A 20751-nucleotide genomic window follows, 5' to 3' on the forward strand; every position below is an offset into this window, starting at 1 on the left:
ATCCTCACTCGACCCACGCGACTTCGACTGCAGCGTCGACAGCGTCTGCGCTCCCATGTCGAACTTCATCAGGCTCCCCCTGCCGGGCTGGACGGCTGTCGTTGTAAGTGGAGTCATATTTATCAAGTCGGGATGAGTGCTGCAATCGAGGGTACAAAGCCTGTGGATAACCGTGTGGCGGCGTACGTGTGGCGGCGTACCAGCGAGCCGCCCGATTACGACCCGGTGGTTCCGCCACAGCCTAGATTCGGTTTATGAAGATCCTCAGTGTGAATGTCGGGGCGGCGAAGGCGGTCGAGTACACCGACGCGCCGTCCGGAACGACCGGTATCGACAAGCAGCCGGTGACCGGGCCGGTGCGGGTGACGGCCCCGGGCCCGGCCGGGGTCGGAGCGAGCGGGGTGGCCGGTGACACGGTCTGCGACCTGCGCTATCACGGGGGCGACGACCGGGCCGTCTACGCGTTCGCCCGGGAGGACCTGGACACGTGGGAGCGGGAGCTGGGGCGGCCGCTGACCAACGGCGCATTCGGGGAGAACCTCACCACCGTGGCGATGGACCTGCGGGAGGCGCTGGTCGGCGAGCGGTGGCGGGTCGGGGACGAGGTCGTGCTGGAGGTGACGGGGGGCCGCATCCCGTGCCGTACGTTCGCGGGCCGGCTCGCCGAGAAGGGCTGGCTGCGGCGGTTCACGCAGGCGGGCTCCTCGGGGGCGATGCTGCGCGTCATCGAGCCGGGCGAGTTCCGCGCCGGCGACCGGGTCGAGGTGGTGGACCGCCCGGATCACGAGGTCACGGTCGGGCGGCTGTTCCGCGCCGTGACGACCGAGCGGAAGTCGCTGCCGGACATGCTGGTCGCCGCGGAGTGGATGGAACGCGAGCAGCTCGAGATCGCCAGGAAGTACGCCGCCAAGTACGGGAGCCGCTGACGGCCCGGCCGTACCCGGTCCCCGGCCGTACCCGGCTCCCGCCGAAAGGCCCGTGGGCCGTCCGCCGCGCTACCGCCCGCGGCGCGCCATCGACGGGCGGAGGCGGTTCATGACGCTCATGTACGAGGCGGGGAAGAGGCGGGCCAGCACGTCGGGGACGACGGCGGAGGCGGCGATCAGGACCCGGGGCCGGCGGGTGCGAATGCCCGCCAGGATCTGCTCGGCGGCCTTGTCGGCCGGGTAGGTCAGCAGCTTGGCGAAGCTCTCCTTGCCCGCGCGGGACTCGGCGGCGTCGGCCGCGGCGGCCACGCGCGCGTTCTCGGCGATACGGGTGCGGATGCCGCCGGGGTGGACGGTGGTGACTCCGGTGGCGCGGTCGGCGAGCTCGTGGCGGAGCGCCTCGCTGAAGCCGCGCAGCGCGAACTTGCTGGCGGCGTACGCCGACTGGCCGGGCGGCGCGATCAGCCCGAAGAGGCTGGAGATGTTGACGATGTGGCTGCCGGGGGAGCGCAGGAGGTGCGGGAGGAAGAGGCGGGTGAGGGCCACCGGGGCGCGGAAGTTGATGGCCTGTACCCAGTCGAACTCCTCGGCCGTCAACTGCTCGAAGCGGCCGCCGAGCGCCACCCCGGCGTTGTTGATCAGAAGCGTGATGCGGGGGTAGGCCTCGGTGATCCGCGCGACGAGGGCGTCCAGGCCGTCGGTGTCGGAGAGGTCGGCGATGTGGGTGTCGACGGTCAGGTGCGGGTGGTTGGCGCGTACCTTGCCGGCGACCGCCGCCAGCCGGTCGGCGTCCCGGTCGATGAGGACGAGACCGCTGCCGCGCGCCGCGAGGCCGTAGGCAAGCTGCTCGCCCATGCCGCCGGCCGCGCCGGTCAGGACCGCGGTACCGCCGGCGAAACGGTACGGGGAGAGGGCGGCGGCAGGCATGGGACTCCTCCGGTCAGGGGCTTCGGTGATCTCCGGCCGCCCAGTCTGCCCTTGAAGCGCCGTCCGCGGCTTGACCCTGCGCGACAGAGGCTTGTCTCTGCGCGACAGCCGGTCACCGCCGCGCGGCGCCCGAAGTCAGCTCGTACGCCCCTCCGGAGGGTCCGGAAGACCCGGAAGCCGTTCCCCGCGCCGCACCCCCGTCGGCGACGTCCCCCACCACCGTCGGCAGCAGCGGCTCAGGGCCGACTGTTCGGAGAGGCCGAGGAGGGCGGCGATCTGGGTCATCGGGATGGCGGTGCCCGTGAGGTAGTGGCGCGCTGCCTGGCGGCGTACGTCGTCGAGGATCGCGGCGTACGTCGTGCCTTCGTCGCGCAGCCGCCGCTGCAGCGTGCGCGGGTGGACGCTGAGCAGCCGCGCCACGGCGCCGATGTCGGGCGGGGTGGTGCCCAGCGACTGCTGCACCGCGCCGCGGACCCGGAGGACGATATCGGCCCGTTCGTCCGGTGCCTGTTCGGCGAGGAACGCCAGGGCGAGCCGCCGGAGGTGTTCGTCGCCGCCCGCGAGCGGCCGGTCGCCGAGGCTCTTCGGTACGCGGAGCAGGGCGGCGGGGCGTCCGACGCGTACAGGGACGCCGAAGAACTCCTCGTACGTGGCGAGCGGGGCGGCGGGCCGGTACGGGAGCTCGACGGTGCGCAGCCCGTAGGGGCCGTCGACGAGGAACTGGATCGCGCGGTGCAGGAAGCCGAGGCCCAGGTCGGTGCCCTGGACGGGCGCCGGCAGTCCGGGGTGCGGGCCGTAGCGGAGCGCGGCGATGCCCGGCGCGTCGTACGGGTCGGGTTCGAGGGTGAGGCTGAGGGCCTGCGCGTGGACGAAGAGGTAGCGCGAGGTGCATTCGAGCGCGTCGGCGACGGTGGGGGAGTGCTGGATGGCCAGGGCCAGCGCGCCGAGCATGCCGAAGTCCTGCCGGGCCGCGACGCGCAGCCCGAGGTCGGGACGGTCCAGCCCGGCGGCGGCCAGCTCCAGCACCTTCGTCATGGCCTGGTCGTCGACCAGGAGGTCGTCGGCGTCGAGCGCGGCGACGGGCAGGCCGGCGGCCGCGGCGTATTCCTCGGCGTCGCCGCCCAGCTCGGCGACCGTCGCGCGGAAGCCCCGCAGCCCCGCCGATCTGATCACCGACATGCGGGGAGCCTGTGGCTGGACCCGGTCACCGACATGTCGTTCAGGGTCAAATACGTGTCGCGTGAAGTCAAGAACCCCACCGGCCCCATTGCGCACACTGGGGCCATGACCACTTCCGCCGGCCAGCGGCCGGACACCGAGCACATCGATGTCGTGATCGTCGGCGCCGGGCTGTCCGGCGTGGGCGCGGCCTACCGGCTGCAGACGGAGTGCCCGGGACGCTCGTACGCGATCCTGGAGGCGCGCGATTCCATGGGCGGCACCTGGGACCTGTTCCGCTACCCCGGAATCCGCTCGGACTCCGACATGTTCACGCTCGGCTATCCGTTCAAACCGTGGCGGGACGCCAAGTCGATCGCGGACGGCCCGACGATCCTGCGGTACATCAAGGAGACGGCGGCGGAATTCGGGATCGACCGGCACATCCGGTACCGCACGAAGGTGCTCTCCGCCGACTGGTCGACGCGGGAGGCGCGCTGGACGCTGACCCTCGAGCGCACCGACGAGGCGACGGGCGAGGCCGTGCGCTCCACCCTCACCTGCGACTTCCTGTACTCCTGCGCCGGGTACTACAACTACGACCGGGGGCACGCGCCCGACTTCCCCGGCCTCGACTCCTTCGCCGGGACGGTCGTCCACCCGCAGTTCTGGCCCGAGGAGCTGGACTACAAGGGCAAGCGCGTGGTCGTCATCGGCAGCGGGGCCACCGCCGTGACGCTGGTGCCGGCGATGGCCGGACAGGCCGATCGGGTCACCATGCTGCAGCGCACGCCGACCTGGATCAGCGCCGTGCCGGGCCGCGACAAGATCGCCGACAAGGTGCGGAGCGCGCTGCCCGCGGGCGTGGCCCACCGCGCCGTGCGAACGAAGAACATCCTCTTCGGCATCGGCTTCTACCAGTTCTGCCGGCGGCGCCCGCAGGCCGCGCGCAAGCTGCTCACCCGCCTGAACACCCGCATGCTGAAGGACGAGCAGGCGGTGCGGGAGCACTTCACGCCCTCGTACAACCCCTGGGACCAGCGGCTGTGCGCGGTGCCGGACGCCGACCTCTTCAAGGCGCTGAAGACGGGCCGGGCCGAGGTCGTCACCGATCACATCGACACCTTCGTGCCCGAGGGCATCCGGCTGAAGTCGGGGAAGGTGCTCGAAGCGGACGTCGTCGTCACCGCCACCGGGCTGCAACTGCTGGCCTTCGGCGGGATCACGCCGGAGATCGACGGGCGGCCGGTCGAGCTGTCGCGGCAGTTCGTGTGGCGCGGCGCGATGATGACCGGCGTGCCCAACTTCGCCGTCTGCATCGGCTACACCAACGCCTCCTGGACGCTCCGCGCCGACCTCACCTCGCGGCTGGTGTGCAAGGTGCTGAACTTCATGGACCGGAACGATTACGCGGCGGTGGTGCCGGAGCCCGGCCGCCCGCTCGCCGAGCGGCCGCTGCTCGATCTCGCCGCCGGGTACGTCAAGCGCTCCATCGACGCCTTCCCGCGCCAGGGCGACCGCGGGCCGTGGAAGGTACGGCAGAACTATGTGCTGGACGCCGCCACGACGATGCGGACCAACCTCCGGCGCACGCTGAGGCCCACGCCCCGCGCGGCCGTGCGCGGCGGGCAGCACGTGCCGGGCCGCGAGCCGGAGCGCGCGCCGGCCGGTGTGCCGGGGCAGGACCGGGCGCACACGCGGGCGGAGGCCGCCAAGTGACCGCCGCCGACACGACATATGTAGACGTCGCGGGCCATTCCGTACGCGTACGCGTCAGCGGCGCCGCGGACGGCCCGCCGGTCGTGCTGCTGCACGGCATCGCGCGCAGCCTGGAGGACTGGCAGCTCACCCACGACCTGCTCGCGGCGCGCGGGTACCGGGTCATCAGCACCGACCTGCCCGGCTTCGGCCTGACCCGCCGGATGAAGGGCCGCGCCGGGCTCGCCTCCTTCGCGCGCGCCGTGGTGGGCGTGCTGGACGCGCTGGGGGAGCGGCGGCCCGTCCACCTGATGGGCAACTCGCTCGGCGGCGCGGTCGCCATGACCGTCGCGGCGGAGTACCCGGACCGGGTGGCGGCCCTCGTCCTCGCCAACAGCGCCGGCTTCGGCCGCGAGGCCAACCTCTCGCTGAGCTCCATGGGGTACGCCGCACTGGCGGCGCTGCCCGGCGTCGGGAAGCGGTTCCGGGGGCGGGCCCGGGAGGCCGGTGTCCAGGTCAACCGCGATCTGTTCCACGACCCGCGGCACGCGACGGAGGAGCTGATCCGGCACGCCGGGCTGGTCGGCCGGCAGCCCGACTTCCGCGCCACCTTCGTGGCCACGATGCTGAGCCTGGGCGTGCCGGTCCTCGGCTCGTACCCCGGCTGGCGCCGCGCCCTCCTCGCGCGGACCGCGGCGGCCCGCGTGCCCACGCTCGTCGTCTGGGGCGACGCGGACGCGGTGCTGCCGGTCGCGCACTTCCACGCCGCGGTCGCCGCGCTGCCGCACGCCCGCAGCCACCTCTTTCCCGCCACCGGGCATATGCCCCAGATCGAACGGGCGGCGGAATTCACCGCGCTGGCGGCCGGGTTCCTGGACAGCGTGGCGGGCCCCGCGAAGGATGTTCCGGACCCCGCGGAGGGCACTGTGGGGGACGACGCCGGGAACGCGGCGGCGAGGGGCACCGCGAAGGGATGACGTGACCGATGGCGGGGACGTGCGCGCCGGCCGCCCGGGCCGCACCGGTACCGGCCCCGCTGCGCGCCCGCTACGAAGTGACGCGCTCGACGGTGGCCGGCCGCCCGGTCCTGCGGCTCACCCCGCGCCGCGGCGCCACCGGCCGCCACCTGCTCTACACGCACGGCGGCGCGTACGCCTTCCCGCTGCAGACCGCCCACTGGTGGCTCCTCCAGCACGCCGCGAAGGGCACCGGCGTCACCCTGACCGTGCCGCTGTACCGGCTCGCCCCCGAGGGTGACGCGCCCGCGGCGTACGCCCTGCTGCGTACGGTCTACGACGCGCTGTGCGCCGAGGCGGGGTCCGGGAACGTCACACTCGGCGGCGACTCGGCCGGCGGCGGGCTCGCGCTCGGCCAGGCCGTCGCGTACCGGGACGCGGGCCTGCCCCCGCCGCGCCAGGTGCTGCTGTTCTCGCCCTGGCTGGACCTCACGATGTCGCACCCCGCGCTGCCGTCCCTCGAACCGCTCGACCCGTTGCTCCGTACCGATGACCTGATCGAGGCGGGGCGGCTGTGGGCGCACGGCGCCGATCCGCGCGACCCGCTGCTCAGCCCGCGGTTCGCGGATGTGGCCGGGCTGCCGCCGGTGCACGTCTTCCAAGGCGGCCGGGACCTCTTCGCCGCCGACGCGCGGCTGCTGGCGGACCGGCTGGCGGCGGCCGGCAACGGCGGCACGTACACGTATGAGCCGGAGGCGGGCCACGTCTACGTGAGCGCGGTGTGGACCCCCGAAGCGCGGAGATCTCTGCCCCGGGTCCGCCGCCTGCTCGGCGACCCAGTGACTCGCCAAGTGGGTTGATCCTACGAAGAGTTGAGCCCGCGGTCGGCGTAACTGACAGAGAGTCAGTTGGCCTGAAGTCGCCTCTCGGGGCGGCGTGTTACCCGCGGTACAACAACGGAATGACTCTTCCGAAACGGACGCCGGAACTGACCCGAAGAACGGTCCTCGCCGGCCTCGGCAGCGTGCCCCTGGCCGCGGGCATCGCCGGCGCGGCGCCACGCCAGGAGGCGCCGCCCGGCCCCGGTGACGGCGACCGCGCCACCCTGCTCCGCGGCGCCGACCTCGTCCTCACCATGGACCCGGAGGTGGGGGACGGCGAGCTGGGCACCCTGGAGCACGCGGACGTACTGATGCGCGGCGGACGGCTGGCCGCGGTGGGCCCCGGGCTGACCGCGCCGGCGGGCGCCCGTGTGATCGACGCGCGCGGCAGGCTCGTTCTCCCCGGCTTCGTCGACCTGCACAACCACCTCTGGCAGTCCAGCATCCGCGGCGGCTGCTCGGACCAGGACCTGAACGGCTGGCTGGCCGCCTGCAACCGCGCCACCCTCCCGAAGATCGACGCCGCGGACATGTACCGCTTCGTGCGCCTCGCCGCCCTGGACGCCCTGCAGGCCGGCGTCACCACCGTCGTCGACTGGGTGCACGGCATCCCGTACGACACCAGTGAGCAGTACGTCCGGGCGCTGGACGACACGGGGCTGCGCTTCGTGTACGCGATGACGCAGAGCGCCGACGCGATCGACCTCATACCGCGGGTCAAGAAGGAGCTGCTGGATCCGCTGCCGCTCGCCTCCGCGCAGGTGTCCGTGCACGCGGGCATGGAGGCGGTACCGGAGCTGCGCCGCTTCCGGGAGGTCGCGCATGACCTGGGCGTCATGCTCAACTCGCATGTACTGGAGCACCGCGACGATCGCACGGACGACCCGATCCGCTCGCTCCGCGAGGCCGGCGCCTTCGGGCCCGGACTGCTGATGAACCACGCGATCCACCTCACCGACGACGAGATCGCGCTGACCGCAGAGCACGACGTGCGGGTGGCGCACTGCCCGCTCAGCAACATGCGGCTGGCCTCCGGGATCATGCCGCTGCCCGCCATGCACCGGCGCGGCATCAAGGCCGGGCTCGGCCACGACGGCGGCACCAACGACACCTCGGACATGTTCAACGTGATGAAGGCCGCGGTCGGGCTCCAGCGCGCGCTGCACGAGGACGCGGAGATCCACCCCACCCTCCCGGCCGTGCTGCGGATGGCGACGCTGGGCGGGGCCGAGTGCATCGGAATGGCCGACCGGATCGGCTCCCTGACGCCCGGCAAGCGCGCCGACGTCCTCGTCCTGGACCCCGGCACGCTCAACTTCGCGCCCCGCTTCGACTGGATCAGCCAGATCGTCCTGAACGGCCAGCCGCCGAACGTCTCGTACGTCTTCGTCGACGGCCTGCTGCGCAAGGCGGACGGGGAGCTGGCAGGCGTCGACACGGAGGAGGCCGTACGGGAGGCGGAGCGCGCGGCCGCGCACGTCCGGGCCGCGGCGTAGCAGCCCCGGTGAGTGGCTGCGGGGCGGCGCTCAGCGGGGGAAGACCTCGAAGGTGACCGCCGGGAGGCCGCGGTGGCGTTCGCCCCCCATCTGGAGCATCTGCTCGATGAAGCCGCGGGCGTAGGCCAGCGGGTCCTGGGCCCCGCCGTTCAGGCCTTCGATGTACGAGCGGTGCTCGGCGAGCGAGGCGATGGCGCGCTCGATGCCGGGGCCGACCTCGACGGCGTGCGTGGGGTGCGGCGAGCCGGCGACCGCCACCCGGCGCACGCCGTTCCAGGGCGCGAGCCCGTACTCCTTGAGCAGCTCGGGGAAGATCCAGCGGTTGCCCGCGTCGCCCGCCGCGTCCAGGACGGCCCGCCCGACCACCCGGTGGTCGGGCGTGTTCCAGTGCACGCCGCCCCAGGTGTCGTGGTGGTTGAGGGTGATCAGCAGCTCCGGGCGGTGCCGCCGGACGGCGGCCGACAGGTCGCGGCGGAGCGGCAGCCCGGCCTCGATGACGCCGTCCGGATGGTGCAGGAACTCCACGTTCTGCACGCCGACCGCCGCCGCGCTCGCCCGCTGCTCGGCCTCCCGGATCACCGCGCACTCCTCGGGGACGAGCCCGTCGATGCCCGCCTCTCCGTGGGTGACCAGCAGATACGTGACCTCGCGGCCGGCGTCGGTCCACTCGGCGACCGCGGCGGCGGCGCCGTATTCGAGGTCGTCGGGGTGGGCGACGATCGCCAGCGCGCGCTGCCAGTCGTCGGGCAGCGGAGTGAGGCCGGCAGGGCCGGGGGCCGTGGGGTCGGGTGCGGGCACGAGGGGCTCCTTCCCGGGGCGGCGCTACGCGGCGCGTCCCTGCGCGGCGTACCCGGCGGACGGCGTACGCCTGCTTCGAGCATGCCACGGTGCGGCGGCCGGGCATGGCGGAAACGGGGCGGTCGGAAACGGCTGATCCTCGACGGTCGCGGGGGCCTGCGGGCGGTTCCAGGGACTCCCGGGAGGCGCCGGCGCGCGGCCGTGGCGCGCGCCGGGCGCGCGAGTGACCCCGCCACTGTGCCTGCTGAGCTGCATGTCATCACATCGGGTGAATAAGTGGCCCAGGCTTGCGGGTGGCAACGGTGGGTTGCCACGCTGTTGCTGACTGTCAAGCCCTTGGGAGGGCATGTGCCTTTCGGTGAGCAGCCCGCGTACCTCCGCGTCGCCGGTGACCTGCGTCAGAAGATCGTCGACGGCGTGCTGCCGCCGCACACCCGCCTCCCCTCGCAAGCCCGCATCCGCGAGGAGTACGGAGTTTCGGACACGGTCGCGCTGGAGGCGCGCAAGGTCCTGATGGCCGAAGGGCTGGTGGAGGGCCGCTCGGGATCGGGGACGTACGTCCGCGAGCGCCCCGCCCAGCGCCGCATCGCCCGCGCCGGATTCCGTACCGGCGCCGGCGCGACACCGTTCCGCCAGGAGCAGTCGGACGAGAAGGTCAAGGGCACCTGGGAGTCCAGCAGCGAGCAGGACGAGGCGAGCGAGGCGATCGCGGACCGGCTGCGCATCAGGCCGGGCGAGCGGGTCATGCGCACCCACTACCTCTTCCGCACCGAGGGCGAGCCGGTGATGCTCTCCACCTCCTGGGAGCCACTGGAGGTGACGGGCCGGACGCCCGTGATGCTGCCCGAGGAGGGACCGCTGGCCGGGCGCGGCGTGGTCGAGCGGATGGCCGCCATCGACGTGATCGTCGACAACGTCGTCGAGGAGGTCGGGGCCCGGCCGGGGCTGGCCGAGGAGGCGATGGTGCTGGGCGGCGTGCCCGGCCATTCCGTACTGGTCATCTCGCGGACGTATTACGCGGGCGGCCGGCCCGTGGAGACCGCCGATGTGGTCATGCTCGCCGACCGGCACCGGATCGCGTACCACCTGCCGGTGAAGTGATCCTGAAGCGGCCGGTGAGATGGCCGCCTGAAGGGGTTGATGCGGGAACCGGTGGCGTGGCGCCGTTCCCGGTAGCGAAGTGCCTCGTGGGGGCTGGTGACTGACGTCGGCACAGCACCGTCCGTACTGGTGCGTAACCACCAGGTCAGCACCCCATAACGCCCGTCAATGTCCGCATTTGTCGCCCACTTTGCGATGTTGAAAAACTCACACCACCCAAGTGAACAGGGGCATTTGACCGAACCTTGGATTCCGATCTTCCGTTTCGCTCTTACGATGGCGAAGTTTGTGCACGGCCGTGGGGGAAGATCAGGAGACCAAGCACGTTGAGCACGCCGAAGACCTCGAGCGCGGAGCAGGGCTCCCACTCGAACTACCGCAGGTCCCTCGGGACCATCGCCCTGACGGCCACGGGACTCGGGTCGATCATCGGCTCCGGCTGGCTGTTCGGAGCCGAGCGCGCCGCCGCCATCGCCGGTCCTGCCGCCATCCTGGCCTGGGTCATCGGCGCCGTCGTCGCCCTCACCATCGCGCTCACCTACAGCGAGCTGGGCGCGATGTTCCCCAAGGCCGGCGGCATGGTCCGGTACGGCCAGTACTCGCACGGCTCGCTGGCCGGCTACCTCGCCGCCTGGGCCAACTGGATCGCGATCGTCTCGGTCATCCCCGGTGAGGCCACCGCGTCCGTCCAGTACATGAGCTCGTGGGACTTCGGCTGGGCGCAGGGCCTGTACGACGGCAAGGAGCTCACCGGCTCCGGCGTCGCCTGCGCCAGCGTGCTGCTGGTCTTCTACTTCTTCCTGAACTGGTTCGCGATCACGCTGTTCGCGAAGACCAACACCGCGATCACGGTCTTCAAGGTCGTCGTACCGATCATGACCGCGGGCGCGCTGATGCTGGCGCACTTCGACACCAGCAACGTCAAGCAGTTCGGCGGCTTCGCCCCGAACGGCTGGAGCGCGGTCTTCACCGCCGTCGCCCTCTCCGGCATCGTCTGGGCCTACAACGGCTTCCAGTCCCCGCTGAACATGGCGGCCGAGGCGCGCAACCCCGGCAAGTCGCTGCCCAAGGCGGTCATCCTCTCGATCGTCATCGCGCTGGTCATCTACCTCGCGCTGCAGGTCGCCTTCCTCATGGGCGTTCCGCACGGCGACCTGACCAAGGCCGGCAGCTGGGCCGGGCTCGGCTTCAACTCCCCGCTGGCCGACCTCTCGCTCGCCTGGGGCCTGAACTGGCTGGCGATGCTGCTGTACGCGGACGCCTTCATCTCCCCGTCCGGCACCGGCATGATCTACGCCGCCACCACCTCGCGCATGATCCACGGCGTGCAGGAGAACGGCCACCTGCCCGGCATCTTCGGCCGCGTCGACAAGAAGACCGGCGTGCCGCGCCCGGCCCTGGTCCTCAACCTGGTCATCGCGTTCCTCTTCCTCGCGGTCTTCCGCGGCTGGGGCTCGCTCGCCGAGATCGTCTCCATCGCGACGGTCATCTCCTACATCACCGGCCCGGTCGCCGTGATGTCGCTGCGCCGCCTCTCGCCGGACCTCAAGCGCCCGGTGCAGCTCCGTGCGATGCCCGTCATCGCCCCGATCGCCATGGTCTTCGGCTCGCTCGTCCTGTACTGGGGCCGCTGGCCGCTCACCGGCAAGGTCATCCTGATCATGGCCGTGGGCCTGCCGGTCTGGGCCTGGTACGAGCTGCGCAAGCCCTGGGTCGAGCTGAAGCCGCACCTGAAGGCCGGGGCCTGGATGGTCGCGTACCTGCTGGTCATGGCCGCGGTCTCGTACTGCGGCGGCACGGAGTTCGGCGGCCGCGGCTTCATCCCGCAGGGCGTGGACCTCGCGGTCGTCGTGGTGCTCGCGCTGGCCTTCTACTACTGGGGCGTGCGCAGCTCCTGGCGCAACCCCTCGCTCGTCGAGGCCGAGGCCGAGGCGCGCGCCGCCGCCGAGCGGGACGAGGTCACCGACGGTGGCGACGAGGGCCGGGACCCGGCCGACAAGGTCGACGCCCGCGTCTGACCCGCCACCCGCACACGTCCGGCCGCCCGGCACCTTCTCGGTGCCGGGCGGCCGCCGTTTCCGGGCCCGCCTGCCGGCCCGTCAGCGGTACGAGTGACGTGCGGCAACGGATGTGGACGGTGACATGGCCGGTTCGGTGCCTCTTTGTGCAAAGACGTATCCGGTGCGTGAAGGTCGGGCGTAGGCTCGGGCATATGCGGATCGGGTTTTCGGTGTTAGTGCAGGACGGGCGCGCCACGGCGCGCCGGACGGCGGACGGAGGAGCGCGATGACCGACAGTGGCGCCGTACTGCCGTGGCTGGTCATCCGCGAGGACGACAACGGCAACCGCTACCGCGTCGGCCGGTACGCCACCCGCACGGAAGCGGAGCAGGTCGCCGACCGGCTCGGTGCCCGTGCCCACGAGCGGCTCTACGTGGTCGAGCGCGTCGACCGCGCCACGGCCTGACGGTCGCGGGCGGCGGGACCGGCCGGGACCGGCGCGGGAAGGGCGAGGCGGACAGGGACGACGAAACGGGGAGCGGCGGCCGCATAGGCTGCCGCGTATGAGTGCGGTGCGCGTGGTGGTGGGCGGAGCGGTGCTGGACCGCGGGCGGTTGCTGGCCGCGCGGCGCAGCGCGCCGCCGGAGCTGGCCGGGCGCTGGGAGCTGCCCGGCGGCAAGGTCGAGGACGGCGAGACGCCCGAGCAGGCGCTCGTACGGGAGCTGCGCGAGGAACTGGGCGTCGCGGTCGAGCCGCTGGCGCGCATCCCGGGGGAGTGGCCGCTGAAACCCGGACTGGTGCTCCAGGTGTGGACCGTACGGCTGGTCTCCGGGACGCCGCGGCCGCTGCAGGACCACGATGCGCTGCGCTGGCTGCCGCCGGGCGACGAGGACACGGTGGACTGGCTGGACCAGGACCGGCCGGCCGTCGCCGAGGCGATGACCCGGCTGGTGAAGCAGGGGGCGCTCGGCTGACGGGCTACGCCGTTCGCGCCACGATGCACCTGGTTGACCCTCTTGGGGCGATAACCGAACCCTGATATCGGGTATGTGCTGATTAACCCCCCTCAAAATGTACAAAACCGCCGGGGGAGCATCGGGCTGGGGAAGTGATCGGCGTGAGCGACAGCGCAGCGGCAGGGCCCCCGGGGTCTCCTGCGTCGCAGGCCCGCCGGCTGGGCACGGCCGCGGTCCCTCCGATCGCCGAGTGGAGCTTCCCCGCCGAGCCGGGCGTGGTCCGTACGGCCCGTGCCATGGTCCGCGAGACGCTGCACGACTGGGACATGGAGCCGGCGGTGGACGTGGCCGTCCTCCTGGTCAGCGAGCTGGTGACCAACTCCCTGCGGTACGCCAGCGGGCCGATCGGCGTACGGATCGTCCGGCTGCGCGGCGGCGACCTCCTCGTCGAGGTGTCCGACCCGCTCCCCGACCCGCCCCGCGAGCGCACGGCCGCGCCCGACGACGAGGGCGGCCGCGGGCTGCAGCTCGTGGCATGCAGTGCCCGCCGCTGGGGCACCCGACGGGGCAGGAGCGGCAAGACGGTGTGGTTCGAGCTCGCCGAAACCGGCTGACGCCCCCCGGACGATCGCGCCCCATGTGGTCGTCGCGCAGAAAACACTGCTTCGTGCCTGGTGGGGAGGTTGGAGCGCACCGTGGCTGGTTATGAGTCTGGGTGACGTCACGATCGTTGCAGATTCATCGAGACCTCGTCGATGACCTGCGATCGAGACTGTGCTGTGATCGTGAAGACCGTGTTCCGGATAGCCGTGTTGCTGGATACTCGGCCTGTCCGGTCCGGGCACGATGAGCTGGAGGGGACGGGGCTCGTGAGCGAGATGTCAGCGGGTGAGGAACACCCTGCGATGAGGGATGGGTCGGGCCGGATGGACGTACCGGACGGCCCGCCCGTCTGGCAGAGCAGCGCGCCCGGATCGATCTACGACTACATCCGCGTCGCCTCCTTCGCCCTCGGGCCCGACGGCCGCATCGAGCAGTGGAGCCGCCGCGCCGCAGACATGCTCGGCATCCCCGCCAAGGACGCGATCGGCCAGGATCCCGTGGAGGCGTTCGTCCCGCGCGAGCTGCGCGAGGCCGGGCACCGCACGGTCAGCGAGATCCTCGACGGCCGCGAGTGGACCGGCCTGGTGCCCTACCGCACGGGCCCGGAAGCCCCTGTCGACGGCCTCGCCGAGATCTATGTCATGCCGTCCGAGACCGGCACGGGTGAACGGGCCGCGGTCTGCCTCGTCGTGGACGTACGGGCGCTGCGCGGCATCGAGACCGATCTCGCCGCCGCGCAGGCGGTTTTCGGACAGTCCCCGATCGGATTCATGCTCTTCGGCACGGACCTGAGGCTGCGTCGGGTCAACGAGCGCTTCGCCACCGTCTTCGGCGGCCCGCCGAGCAGGTTCAGCGGCGCGGCGCCCGAGGAGTACCTGCCCCGCCCCGAGGCCGACCGGCTCAACGCCGCGCTGCGCCGGGTCCTGGAGACCGGCGACCCGGTCGCCGAGATGCAGCTCGTGGGCACCCCGCACGGCACGAACGAACGCCGCCGCTGGTCGGTGTCGCTGTACCGGCTGCACAGCGCCAGCGGGCGCCCCATCGGCGTCGCGGCGCTCGCCCAGGACGTCACGGGCCGCCGCCGCGCCGAGCGGGAGGCCGCCAACGCCCGCCGCAATCTGGCGCTGTTGAACGAAGCGGGGGCGCGCATAGGCAATTCGCTGGACCTGGAGACCACGGCCCGCACTCTCCTCGACGTCGCCGTGCCGCAGTTCTGCGACCTGGCCTCGGTCGACCTGTACCAAGGACTGCTGGCCGGGGACGAGGCGCCGCCCGGCATGACCGACGGCAGCGCCGAGCTGCGCCGGGTCGCCTTCGCCAGCGCCGTGTCCGACGGGCCGCTCCCGGAGGGCGGCAGCGGCGGCAGCGCCCCGGGCGGTGACGCGGCGGAGGACGACGGCACGCCGGTCGCGGTCGGCGCGGTGCACCGCTTCCCCTTCAACTCCCCTTGCGCGGGCGCCCTCCGTACGGCCCAGGCGCAGATCATGCCGGGGCGGCAGACGGACGACGAGCGGCCCGAGCTCGGCGCCGTGGTGCACTCCACCCTCGCCGTGCCGATGGTCGCCCGCGACACCGTCGTCGGCCTGGTGCAGTTCTCCCGTACGAAGGGCAGCGAGTCCTTCGGCGAGCGGGACACCGCGCTCGCCGTGGAGCTGGCGGCGCGCGCCGCCGTCTGCATCGACAACGCCCGGCTGTACCGCCGCGAGCACGAGCGCGCGCTGATCCTCCAGCGCAGCCTGCTGCCCCCCGGCGACCCCGAGGCGGCGGGCCTGGACATCGCCTGCCGCTATCTGCCCGGTACGACCGCGACGGAGGTCGGCGGCGACTGGTTCGACGTCATCGAGCTGCCCGGCCACCGCACGGCGCTGGTCGTCGGCGACGTCATGGGCCGCGGGCTGCGCGCAGCCGTCGCCATGGGCGAACTGCGCACGGCGGTACGGACGTTGGCCCTGCTGGACCTGGAGCCGGCCGAGGTGCTCTCGGCGCTCGACGAGATCGCGCGCGGGCTGGGTGCCACGGGCAGCGAGGGACGCTCGGGCCCGCGGGGGCGCGGAGCGGCGGGGGGCGCCGGGCCGGCAGCGGGCGGGTACGGAAGTACGGCTACGGGCGCGGAGACCGGCGCGGAGGAGGGTGTGCACGCGGGCTCGCGGCGCACCGACCGCGCCGCCGACCTCTCCGAGGTCTACCTCGCCACCTGCGTGTACGCCGTCTACGACCCGGTCACCCGGCGATGTACGTTCGCCAACGCCGGCCATCTGCCGCCCGTCCTGGTCGAGGAGGGCGAGGACGCCCTGCTCCTCGACGTCCCGCCCGGCATGCCGCTGGGCGTCGGCGGCGAGCCCTTCGAGGAGACCGAGGTCGAGCTGCCGGACGGCGCGCTGCTCGCCCTGTACACCGACGGTCTGGTCGAGTCCCGGGACCATCCGCTGGACGAGGGCCTGCAGGCGTTCCGTACGGCCCTGTCGGCGGCCGGCCGCCCGCTGGAGGACGCCTGCGACCACGTACTGTCCGCGCTGGACACCCGGCACGGCGAGGACGACATCGCCCTGCTGATGGCCCGGGTGCACGGCCTCCCGAAGGACGCGGTCGGCGACTGGAACCTCGCCCCCGAGGCCCGCTCGGTCGCCCGCGCCCGCGAACTGGCCCGCGACCAGCTCACCGACTGGGGCCTGGAGCCCCTCGTCGACACCACCGAACTGCTGGTCAGTGAGCTGGTCACCAACGCCCTGCGGCACGGCCACGGCGACATCCGGCTGCGGCTGCTGCTGGACCGCACGCTGGTCTGCGAGGTCTGGGACGCGGACCTCGCGCAGCCGCGGCGGCGGCGCGCGCGGGACACCGACGAGGGCGGCCGCGGTCTCCAGCTCGTCGGCCTCCTCAGCAGGGGCTGGGGCAGCCGGCGTACGCCGCGGGGCAAGACCGTCTGGTTCGAACTGGACCTGCCCGACGGCGACACGGAGCCGGTGGATCCGGCGGATGCGCTGCTGGACCTCTTCTGACCGGACCTCTTCTGAGCGGCGCGGCCGGCCGGGTCACCCCGACCGGCGTCGCCGGATCGTCTTCCCCAGCCAGATCAGTGGGTCGTACTTGCGGTCCGCCGCACGCTCCTTGAGCGGGATCAGTGCGTTGTCCGTGATGCGGATGTTCTCGGGGCAGACCTCGGTGCAGCACTTGGTGATGTTGCAGTAGCCCAGGCCGTGGTCGTCCTGGGCGGTGCTCTTGCGGTCCAGGCCCACCTCGGACGCGGCGTCCAGCGGGTGCATGTCCAGTTCGGCGACGCGCATCAGGAAGCGGGGGCCCGCGAACGCCTCCTTGTTCTCCTCGTGGTCGCGGACGACATGGCAGGTGTCCTGGCAGAGGAAGCACTCGATGCACTTCCGGAACTCCTGCGAGCGCCCCACGTCCTCCTGCCGCATCCGGTACTCGCCGGGCTTGAGGTCGGCGGGCGGTACGAAGGAGGGCACCTCGCGGGCCTTGGCGTAGTTGAAGGAGACGTCCGTGACCAGGTCGCGGACGACGGGGAAGGCCCGCATCGGGGTGACCGTGACGGTCTCCGCACGGTCGAAGACGGACATCCGCGTCATGCACATCAGCCGCGGCCGGCCGTTGATCTCCGCGCTGCACGAGCCGCACTTGCCGGCCTTGCAGTTCCAGCGCACGGCCAGGTCCGGCGCCTGGGTGGCCTGCAGCCGGTGGATGATGTCCAGCACCACCTCGCCCTCGTTCACCTCGACGGTGAAGTCGCCGAGGCTGCCGCCCGCCGCGTCCCCCCGCCACACCCTGAAGTGCGCGTCGTACGAACTCACGAGCTCAGCTCCTCGTCCGTCAGGTACTTCGCCAGTTCGTCCCGCTCGAACAGCTCCAGCAGGTCGGCGCGGATCGCCGGCGTCTCCCGCCGTTCCAGCCGGATGTGGGCGAGCGCCGGATCCTCGGGGAGCCCCGGGCGGCCGTCGTTCGTGGCCAGTCGGCACAGCAGGTTGACGCGGCGCCAGCGGCGGTCCATCTCCGGGTGGTCGTCGCGGGTGTGGCCGCCGCGGCTCTCCCGGCGCTCCAGCGCGGCCCGCGCCACGCACTCGCTGACCAGCAGCATGTTCCGCAGGTCGATGGAGAGGTGCCAGCCGGGGTTGTACTGCCGGTGGCCCTCCACCCCGGCCCGCCGCGCCCGCACCCGCAGGTCCGCCAGCTTGTCCAGCGCCTGCTCCATCTCCGGCTGCCGCCGGATGATGCCCACCAGGTCGTTCATCGCCTGCTGGAGCTCCTGGTGGAGCGTGTACGGATTCTCCGCCGGGCCCCCGGTGTGCAGCGGGTCGGCGCCCTCCGCGCTGAACGGCCGCAGCGCCTCCGCCTCGGCCGCCTCGATCTCCCGCGGGTCCACGGCGGGCCGCTCGCCGCTCACCAGCGCCGCGGCGTACTCCGCCGCGTACAGCCCGGCCCGCCGCCCGAAGACCAGCAGGTCGGAGAGGGAGTTGCCGCCGAGCCGGTTGGAGCCGTGCATACCGCCGGCCACCTCGCCCGCGGCGAACAGCCCGGGCACGCCGGCCGCCGCCGCGGTGTCCGGGTCGACGTCCACGCCGCCCATCACGTAGTGGCAGGTCGGCCCGACCTCCATCGCCTCGGCCGTGATGTCCACGTCCGCCAGTTCCTTGAACTGGTGGTGCATGGAGGGCAGCCGGCGGCGGATCACCTCGGCGGGCATCCGCGTGGAGACGTCCAGGAAGACGCCGCCGTGCGGGGAGCCACGGCCCGCCTTGACCTCGGAGTTGATGGCCCGCGCGACCTCGTCGCGGGGCAGCAGCTCGGGCGGCCGGCGGTTGTTGTCCGGGTCCTCGTACCAGCGGTCGCCCTCGTCCTCGGACTGCGCGTACTTCTCCTTGAAGACGTCCGGGACGTAGTCGAACATGAAGCGCTTGCCGTCGCTGTTGCGCAGCACGCCGCCGTCGCCGCGCACGGACTCGGTGACGAGGATGCCCTTCACCGACGGCGGCCAGACCATGCCGGTCGGGTGGAACTGCACGAACTCCATGTTCACCAGCGGTGCCCCGGCGAGCAGCGCGAGGGCGTGGCCGTCGCCGGTGTACTCCCAGGAGTTCGAGGTGACCTTGAAGGACTTGCCGATGCCGCCGGTGGCGAGGACGACGGCCGGGGCCTCCAGGACGAAGAAGCGGCCGGACTCGCGCTCGTAACAGAACGCTCCCGCGACCCGGCCGTCCTGCTTGAGGCTGTGTTCTTTCAAGATCCGGGTGACCGTGCACTCCTGGAACACCTTCAGGCGCGCGTCGTACGTGCCGAACTCCCGCTCGTCCTCCTGCTGCAGGGAGACGATCTTCTGCTGGAGGGTGCGGATCAGCTCCAGGCCCGTACGGTCGCCGACGTGCGCGAGGCGCGGGTACTCGTGCCCGCCGAAGTTGCGCTGCGAGATCCGCCCGTCCGGCGTGCGGTCGAAGAGCGCGCCCCAGGTCTCCAGCTCCCAGACCCGGTCCGGGGCCTCGCGCGCGTGCAGCTCGGCCATCCGCCAGTGGTTCAGGAACTTGCCCCCGCGCATGGTGTCGCGGAAATGGACCTTCCAGTTGTCGCCCTCGTTGACGTTCCCCATGCTGGCCGCGATGCCGCCCTCGGCCATGACCGTATGGGCCTTGCCGAAGAGCGACTTGCAGATCACCGCCGTCCGCATGCCCTGCTCGCGGGCCTCGATGGCGGCCCGCAGCCCGGCGCCGCCCGCGCCCACCACGACCACGTCCCAGCCCTGCCGTTCGACTTGCGTCATGAAAGTGCGCACCTTCCTGGAAGCTCTAGAAGAACCGCGGATCGTCGAAGGCCCCGACGGACAGCAGGTAGACGTAGAAGTCGGCGGCGGCCACGCTGATCAGCGAGGCCCAGGCGAGTACCGCGTGCCGGGCGTTGAGCTTCCCGACCCAGCCCCACAGCCGGTACCGCACCGGATGCTTGGAGAAGTGCTTCAGGCGGCCGCCGACGATGTGCCGGCAGGAGTGGCAGGAGAGGGTGTACGCCCAGATCAGCACGATGTTGACGAGGAAGACCAGGCTGCCCAGGCCCATATGGCCCCAGGCGTAGCTCTCGTCGCGGAAGGCGAGGACGGTGTCGTACGTCAGCACGCCCGCGACCAGCAGCGCGGCGTAGAAGAAGTACCGGTGGATGTTCTGCAGGATCAGCGGGAAGCGGGTCTCGCCGCTGTAGCTCTTGTGCGGCTCGGCGACCGCGCAGGCCGGCGGCGAGGCCCAGAAGCCGCGGTAGTACGCCTTGCGGTAGTAGTAGCAGGTCAGCCGGAAGCCCAGCGGGAAGATCAGGATCAGCAGCGCGGGGGACAGGCCCCACCAGCTACCGAAGATCTCCCAGTTGGGGCCTGCGCGCATCGTCTCGCAGTTCTCCGCGAGGCAGGGGGAGTAGAACGGCGAGACGTAGGGCGCGTGGTAGTAGTCGGCGTTCGCGAACGCCCGCCACGTCGAGTACACGACGAACGCGAGCAGTCCGGCCGCGGTGCTCGCCGGGTACAGCCACCAGCGCTCGGTGCGCAGGTGACGGGCGGGGATGGCGGCGCGAGCGGGGCCGTGCACCCCGCTCGCGCCGGTCGTGGATGAGGGTTCTGTGCCTGTGGCCAACGTCGGTCTCCGTGAGCGGGGGGTGACGGACTGAAGGGGGGCGTCCGGGGGGGCGGCCGGCCGCTACGGCGCGCGGCGGTCGCGGGCGCCCAGTCCCTCGTCCTCGGCGTCGGTCCACAGGGAGGCGTCGTAGGGGGCGTCCGGGATGGTCACCATGTCGGACACCGCGCGCCCCGCGGTCGGCACCGGCCGGTCGCCGGCATCGGGCGCGGCCTGAGCACGCAGCAGTTCGAGACTCTCGCGCAGATGCTCGGTGTCGCTGCGGACCCGGCGTATCTCCAGCCCGCCGCCGACCCGCTGTTCCAGGCGTCCCACCGAGCGGACCAGGTCGTCCAGGCTGCGCTGCACAGCCGTCAGATCATCGTGCAAGGACATGACGAGCCCTCACTTCCGAGGGTGCGGTCGGCAATCTCATGCGCCTGCGAGTGTCGCGCGTCACAGTCGCGGTTGGGAAGGGATTCGCCGGTATTCCGGGTCACGATGGCGCATAGGGGGGCGTGACCGGTCGTACCGGAACGCGTTGGGCCGGGCGGGTGGCCTTGGGGAGTACGCCCGCCGTGTCGCCGGGCCGCGCGGCGCGCCGTCGTTTTGAGTGGACGGGCCATAGATGTGATGAGCCGCAAAGTCGGCCGAA

At 72.3% G+C, this 20751-nt stretch carries 18 protein-coding genes; 11 read left to right on the forward strand and 7 right to left on the reverse strand.

The window, feature by feature from the left end:
* Nucleotides 1-254 precede the first annotated feature (254 nt).
* A complete protein-coding gene (locus tag IG84_RS0133475; protein WP_031065837.1) occupies nt 255-926 on the forward strand; it encodes an MOSC domain-containing protein in 672 nt (223 codons plus the stop codon).
* Nucleotides 927-995: 69 nt separating this feature from the next.
* Here IG84_RS0133475 and IG84_RS0133480 read toward each other — a convergent pair whose 3' ends face one another.
* Complete coding sequence (locus IG84_RS0133480; RefSeq protein ID WP_031065840.1) at nt 996-1853, reverse strand: SDR family NAD(P)-dependent oxidoreductase; 858 nt, start codon at nt 1851-1853, stop codon at nt 996-998.
* Nucleotides 1854-1988: 135 nt separating this feature from the next.
* Nucleotides 1989-3032 carry an AraC family transcriptional regulator gene (locus tag IG84_RS0133485; RefSeq protein WP_031065844.1) on the reverse strand — a complete coding sequence of 348 codons (1044 nt, stop codon included), beginning with the start codon at nt 3030-3032 and terminating at the stop codon, nt 1989-1991.
* 105 nt (nt 3033-3137) lie between these two features.
* Between IG84_RS0133485 and IG84_RS0133490 the strand changes: the two genes are divergently transcribed.
* The 4 genes from IG84_RS0133490 (at nt 3138) to IG84_RS38405 (ending at nt 8042) form a co-directional block, all read left to right on the forward strand.
* On the forward strand, nt 3138-4730 hold the full coding sequence (locus IG84_RS0133490) for a flavin-containing monooxygenase (RefSeq protein ID WP_078649734.1): 1593 nt from the start codon (nt 3138-3140) through the stop codon (nt 4728-4730).
* The gene (locus IG84_RS0133495; RefSeq protein WP_063761899.1) at nt 4727-5686 is read left to right on the forward strand and encodes an alpha/beta fold hydrolase; all 960 of its coding nucleotides are present in this window, start codon (nt 4727-4729) and stop codon (nt 5684-5686) included. Before IG84_RS0133490 ends, IG84_RS0133495 begins: the two co-directional genes overlap by 4 nt.
* Nucleotides 5687-5694: 8 nt before the next feature.
* A complete protein-coding gene (locus tag IG84_RS0133500) occupies nt 5695-6525 on the forward strand; it encodes an alpha/beta hydrolase fold domain-containing protein (RefSeq protein WP_051862764.1) in 831 nt (276 codons plus the stop codon).
* A 101-nt stretch (nt 6526-6626) separates the two neighbouring features.
* Nucleotides 6627-8042, forward strand: coding sequence for an amidohydrolase family protein (locus IG84_RS38405; RefSeq protein ID WP_031065858.1), 1416 nt, complete (start codon nt 6627-6629; stop codon nt 8040-8042).
* 30 nt (nt 8043-8072) lie between these two features.
* On the opposite strand, the gene IG84_RS0133510 is transcribed toward IG84_RS38405, so the two are convergent.
* Nucleotides 8073-8840, reverse strand: a complete 768-nt coding sequence (locus IG84_RS0133510; RefSeq protein ID WP_037801168.1) for a PIG-L deacetylase family protein — start codon at nt 8838-8840, stop codon at nt 8073-8075.
* A gap of 348 nt (nt 8841-9188) precedes the next feature.
* Between IG84_RS0133510 and IG84_RS0133515 the strand changes: the two genes are divergently transcribed.
* From IG84_RS0133515 to IG84_RS0133540, 6 genes are all read left to right on the forward strand, one after another.
* Nucleotides 9189-9941, forward strand: coding sequence for a GntR family transcriptional regulator (locus IG84_RS0133515; protein ID WP_031065863.1), 753 nt, complete (start codon nt 9189-9191; stop codon nt 9939-9941).
* A gap of 326 nt (nt 9942-10267) precedes the next feature.
* Nucleotides 10268-11959 (forward strand): APC family permease, encoded by a 1692-nt coding sequence (locus IG84_RS0133520; protein ID WP_031065866.1) that lies wholly within the window; start codon nt 10268-10270, stop codon nt 11957-11959.
* A 268-nt stretch (nt 11960-12227) separates the two neighbouring features.
* Nucleotides 12228-12407: an SPOR domain-containing protein gene (locus IG84_RS0133525; protein WP_031065870.1), complete on the forward strand. Its 180-nt coding sequence runs from the start codon at nt 12228-12230 to the stop codon at nt 12405-12407.
* A 97-nt stretch (nt 12408-12504) separates the two neighbouring features.
* Nucleotides 12505-12915 carry a (deoxy)nucleoside triphosphate pyrophosphohydrolase gene (locus IG84_RS0133530; RefSeq protein WP_031065872.1) on the forward strand — a complete coding sequence of 137 codons (411 nt, stop codon included), beginning with the start codon at nt 12505-12507 and terminating at the stop codon, nt 12913-12915.
* Between the two features lie 200 nt (nt 12916-13115).
* On the forward strand, nt 13116-13511 hold the full coding sequence (locus IG84_RS0133535) for an ATP-binding protein (protein WP_031065875.1): 396 nt from the start codon (nt 13116-13118) through the stop codon (nt 13509-13511).
* Between the two features lie 291 nt (nt 13512-13802).
* Complete coding sequence (locus tag IG84_RS0133540; protein ID WP_245659694.1) at nt 13803-16499, forward strand: SpoIIE family protein phosphatase; 2697 nt, start codon at nt 13803-13805, stop codon at nt 16497-16499.
* 33 nt (nt 16500-16532) lie between these two features.
* Here the strand turns inward: IG84_RS0133540 and IG84_RS0133545 are convergent, their stop codons facing one another.
* The 4 genes from IG84_RS0133545 to IG84_RS0133560 form a co-directional block, all read right to left on the reverse strand.
* Nucleotides 16533-17306, reverse strand: a complete 774-nt coding sequence (locus IG84_RS0133545; RefSeq protein WP_031065879.1) for a succinate dehydrogenase/fumarate reductase iron-sulfur subunit — start codon at nt 17304-17306, stop codon at nt 16533-16535.
* Nucleotides 17303-19264: a fumarate reductase/succinate dehydrogenase flavoprotein subunit gene (locus IG84_RS0133550; RefSeq protein ID WP_031065881.1), complete on the reverse strand. Its 1962-nt coding sequence runs from the start codon at nt 19262-19264 to the stop codon at nt 17303-17305. The genes IG84_RS0133545 and IG84_RS0133550 overlap by 4 nt, the downstream gene beginning before the upstream one ends.
* 25 nt (nt 19265-19289) lie before the next feature.
* On the reverse strand, nt 19290-20117 hold the full coding sequence (locus IG84_RS0133555) for a hypothetical protein (protein ID WP_031065882.1): 828 nt from the start codon (nt 20115-20117) through the stop codon (nt 19290-19292).
* Between the two features lie 63 nt (nt 20118-20180).
* Nucleotides 20181-20492 (reverse strand): hypothetical protein, encoded by a 312-nt coding sequence (locus tag IG84_RS0133560; protein ID WP_031065885.1) that lies wholly within the window; start codon nt 20490-20492, stop codon nt 20181-20183.
* Between the last annotated feature and the right edge of the window lie 259 nt (nt 20493-20751).

Origin of the sequence: Streptomyces ochraceiscleroticus (assembly GCF_000720485.1) — a bacterium.
Lineage (GTDB): Bacteria > Actinomycetota > Actinomycetes > Streptomycetales > Streptomycetaceae > Streptomyces > Streptomyces ochraceiscleroticus.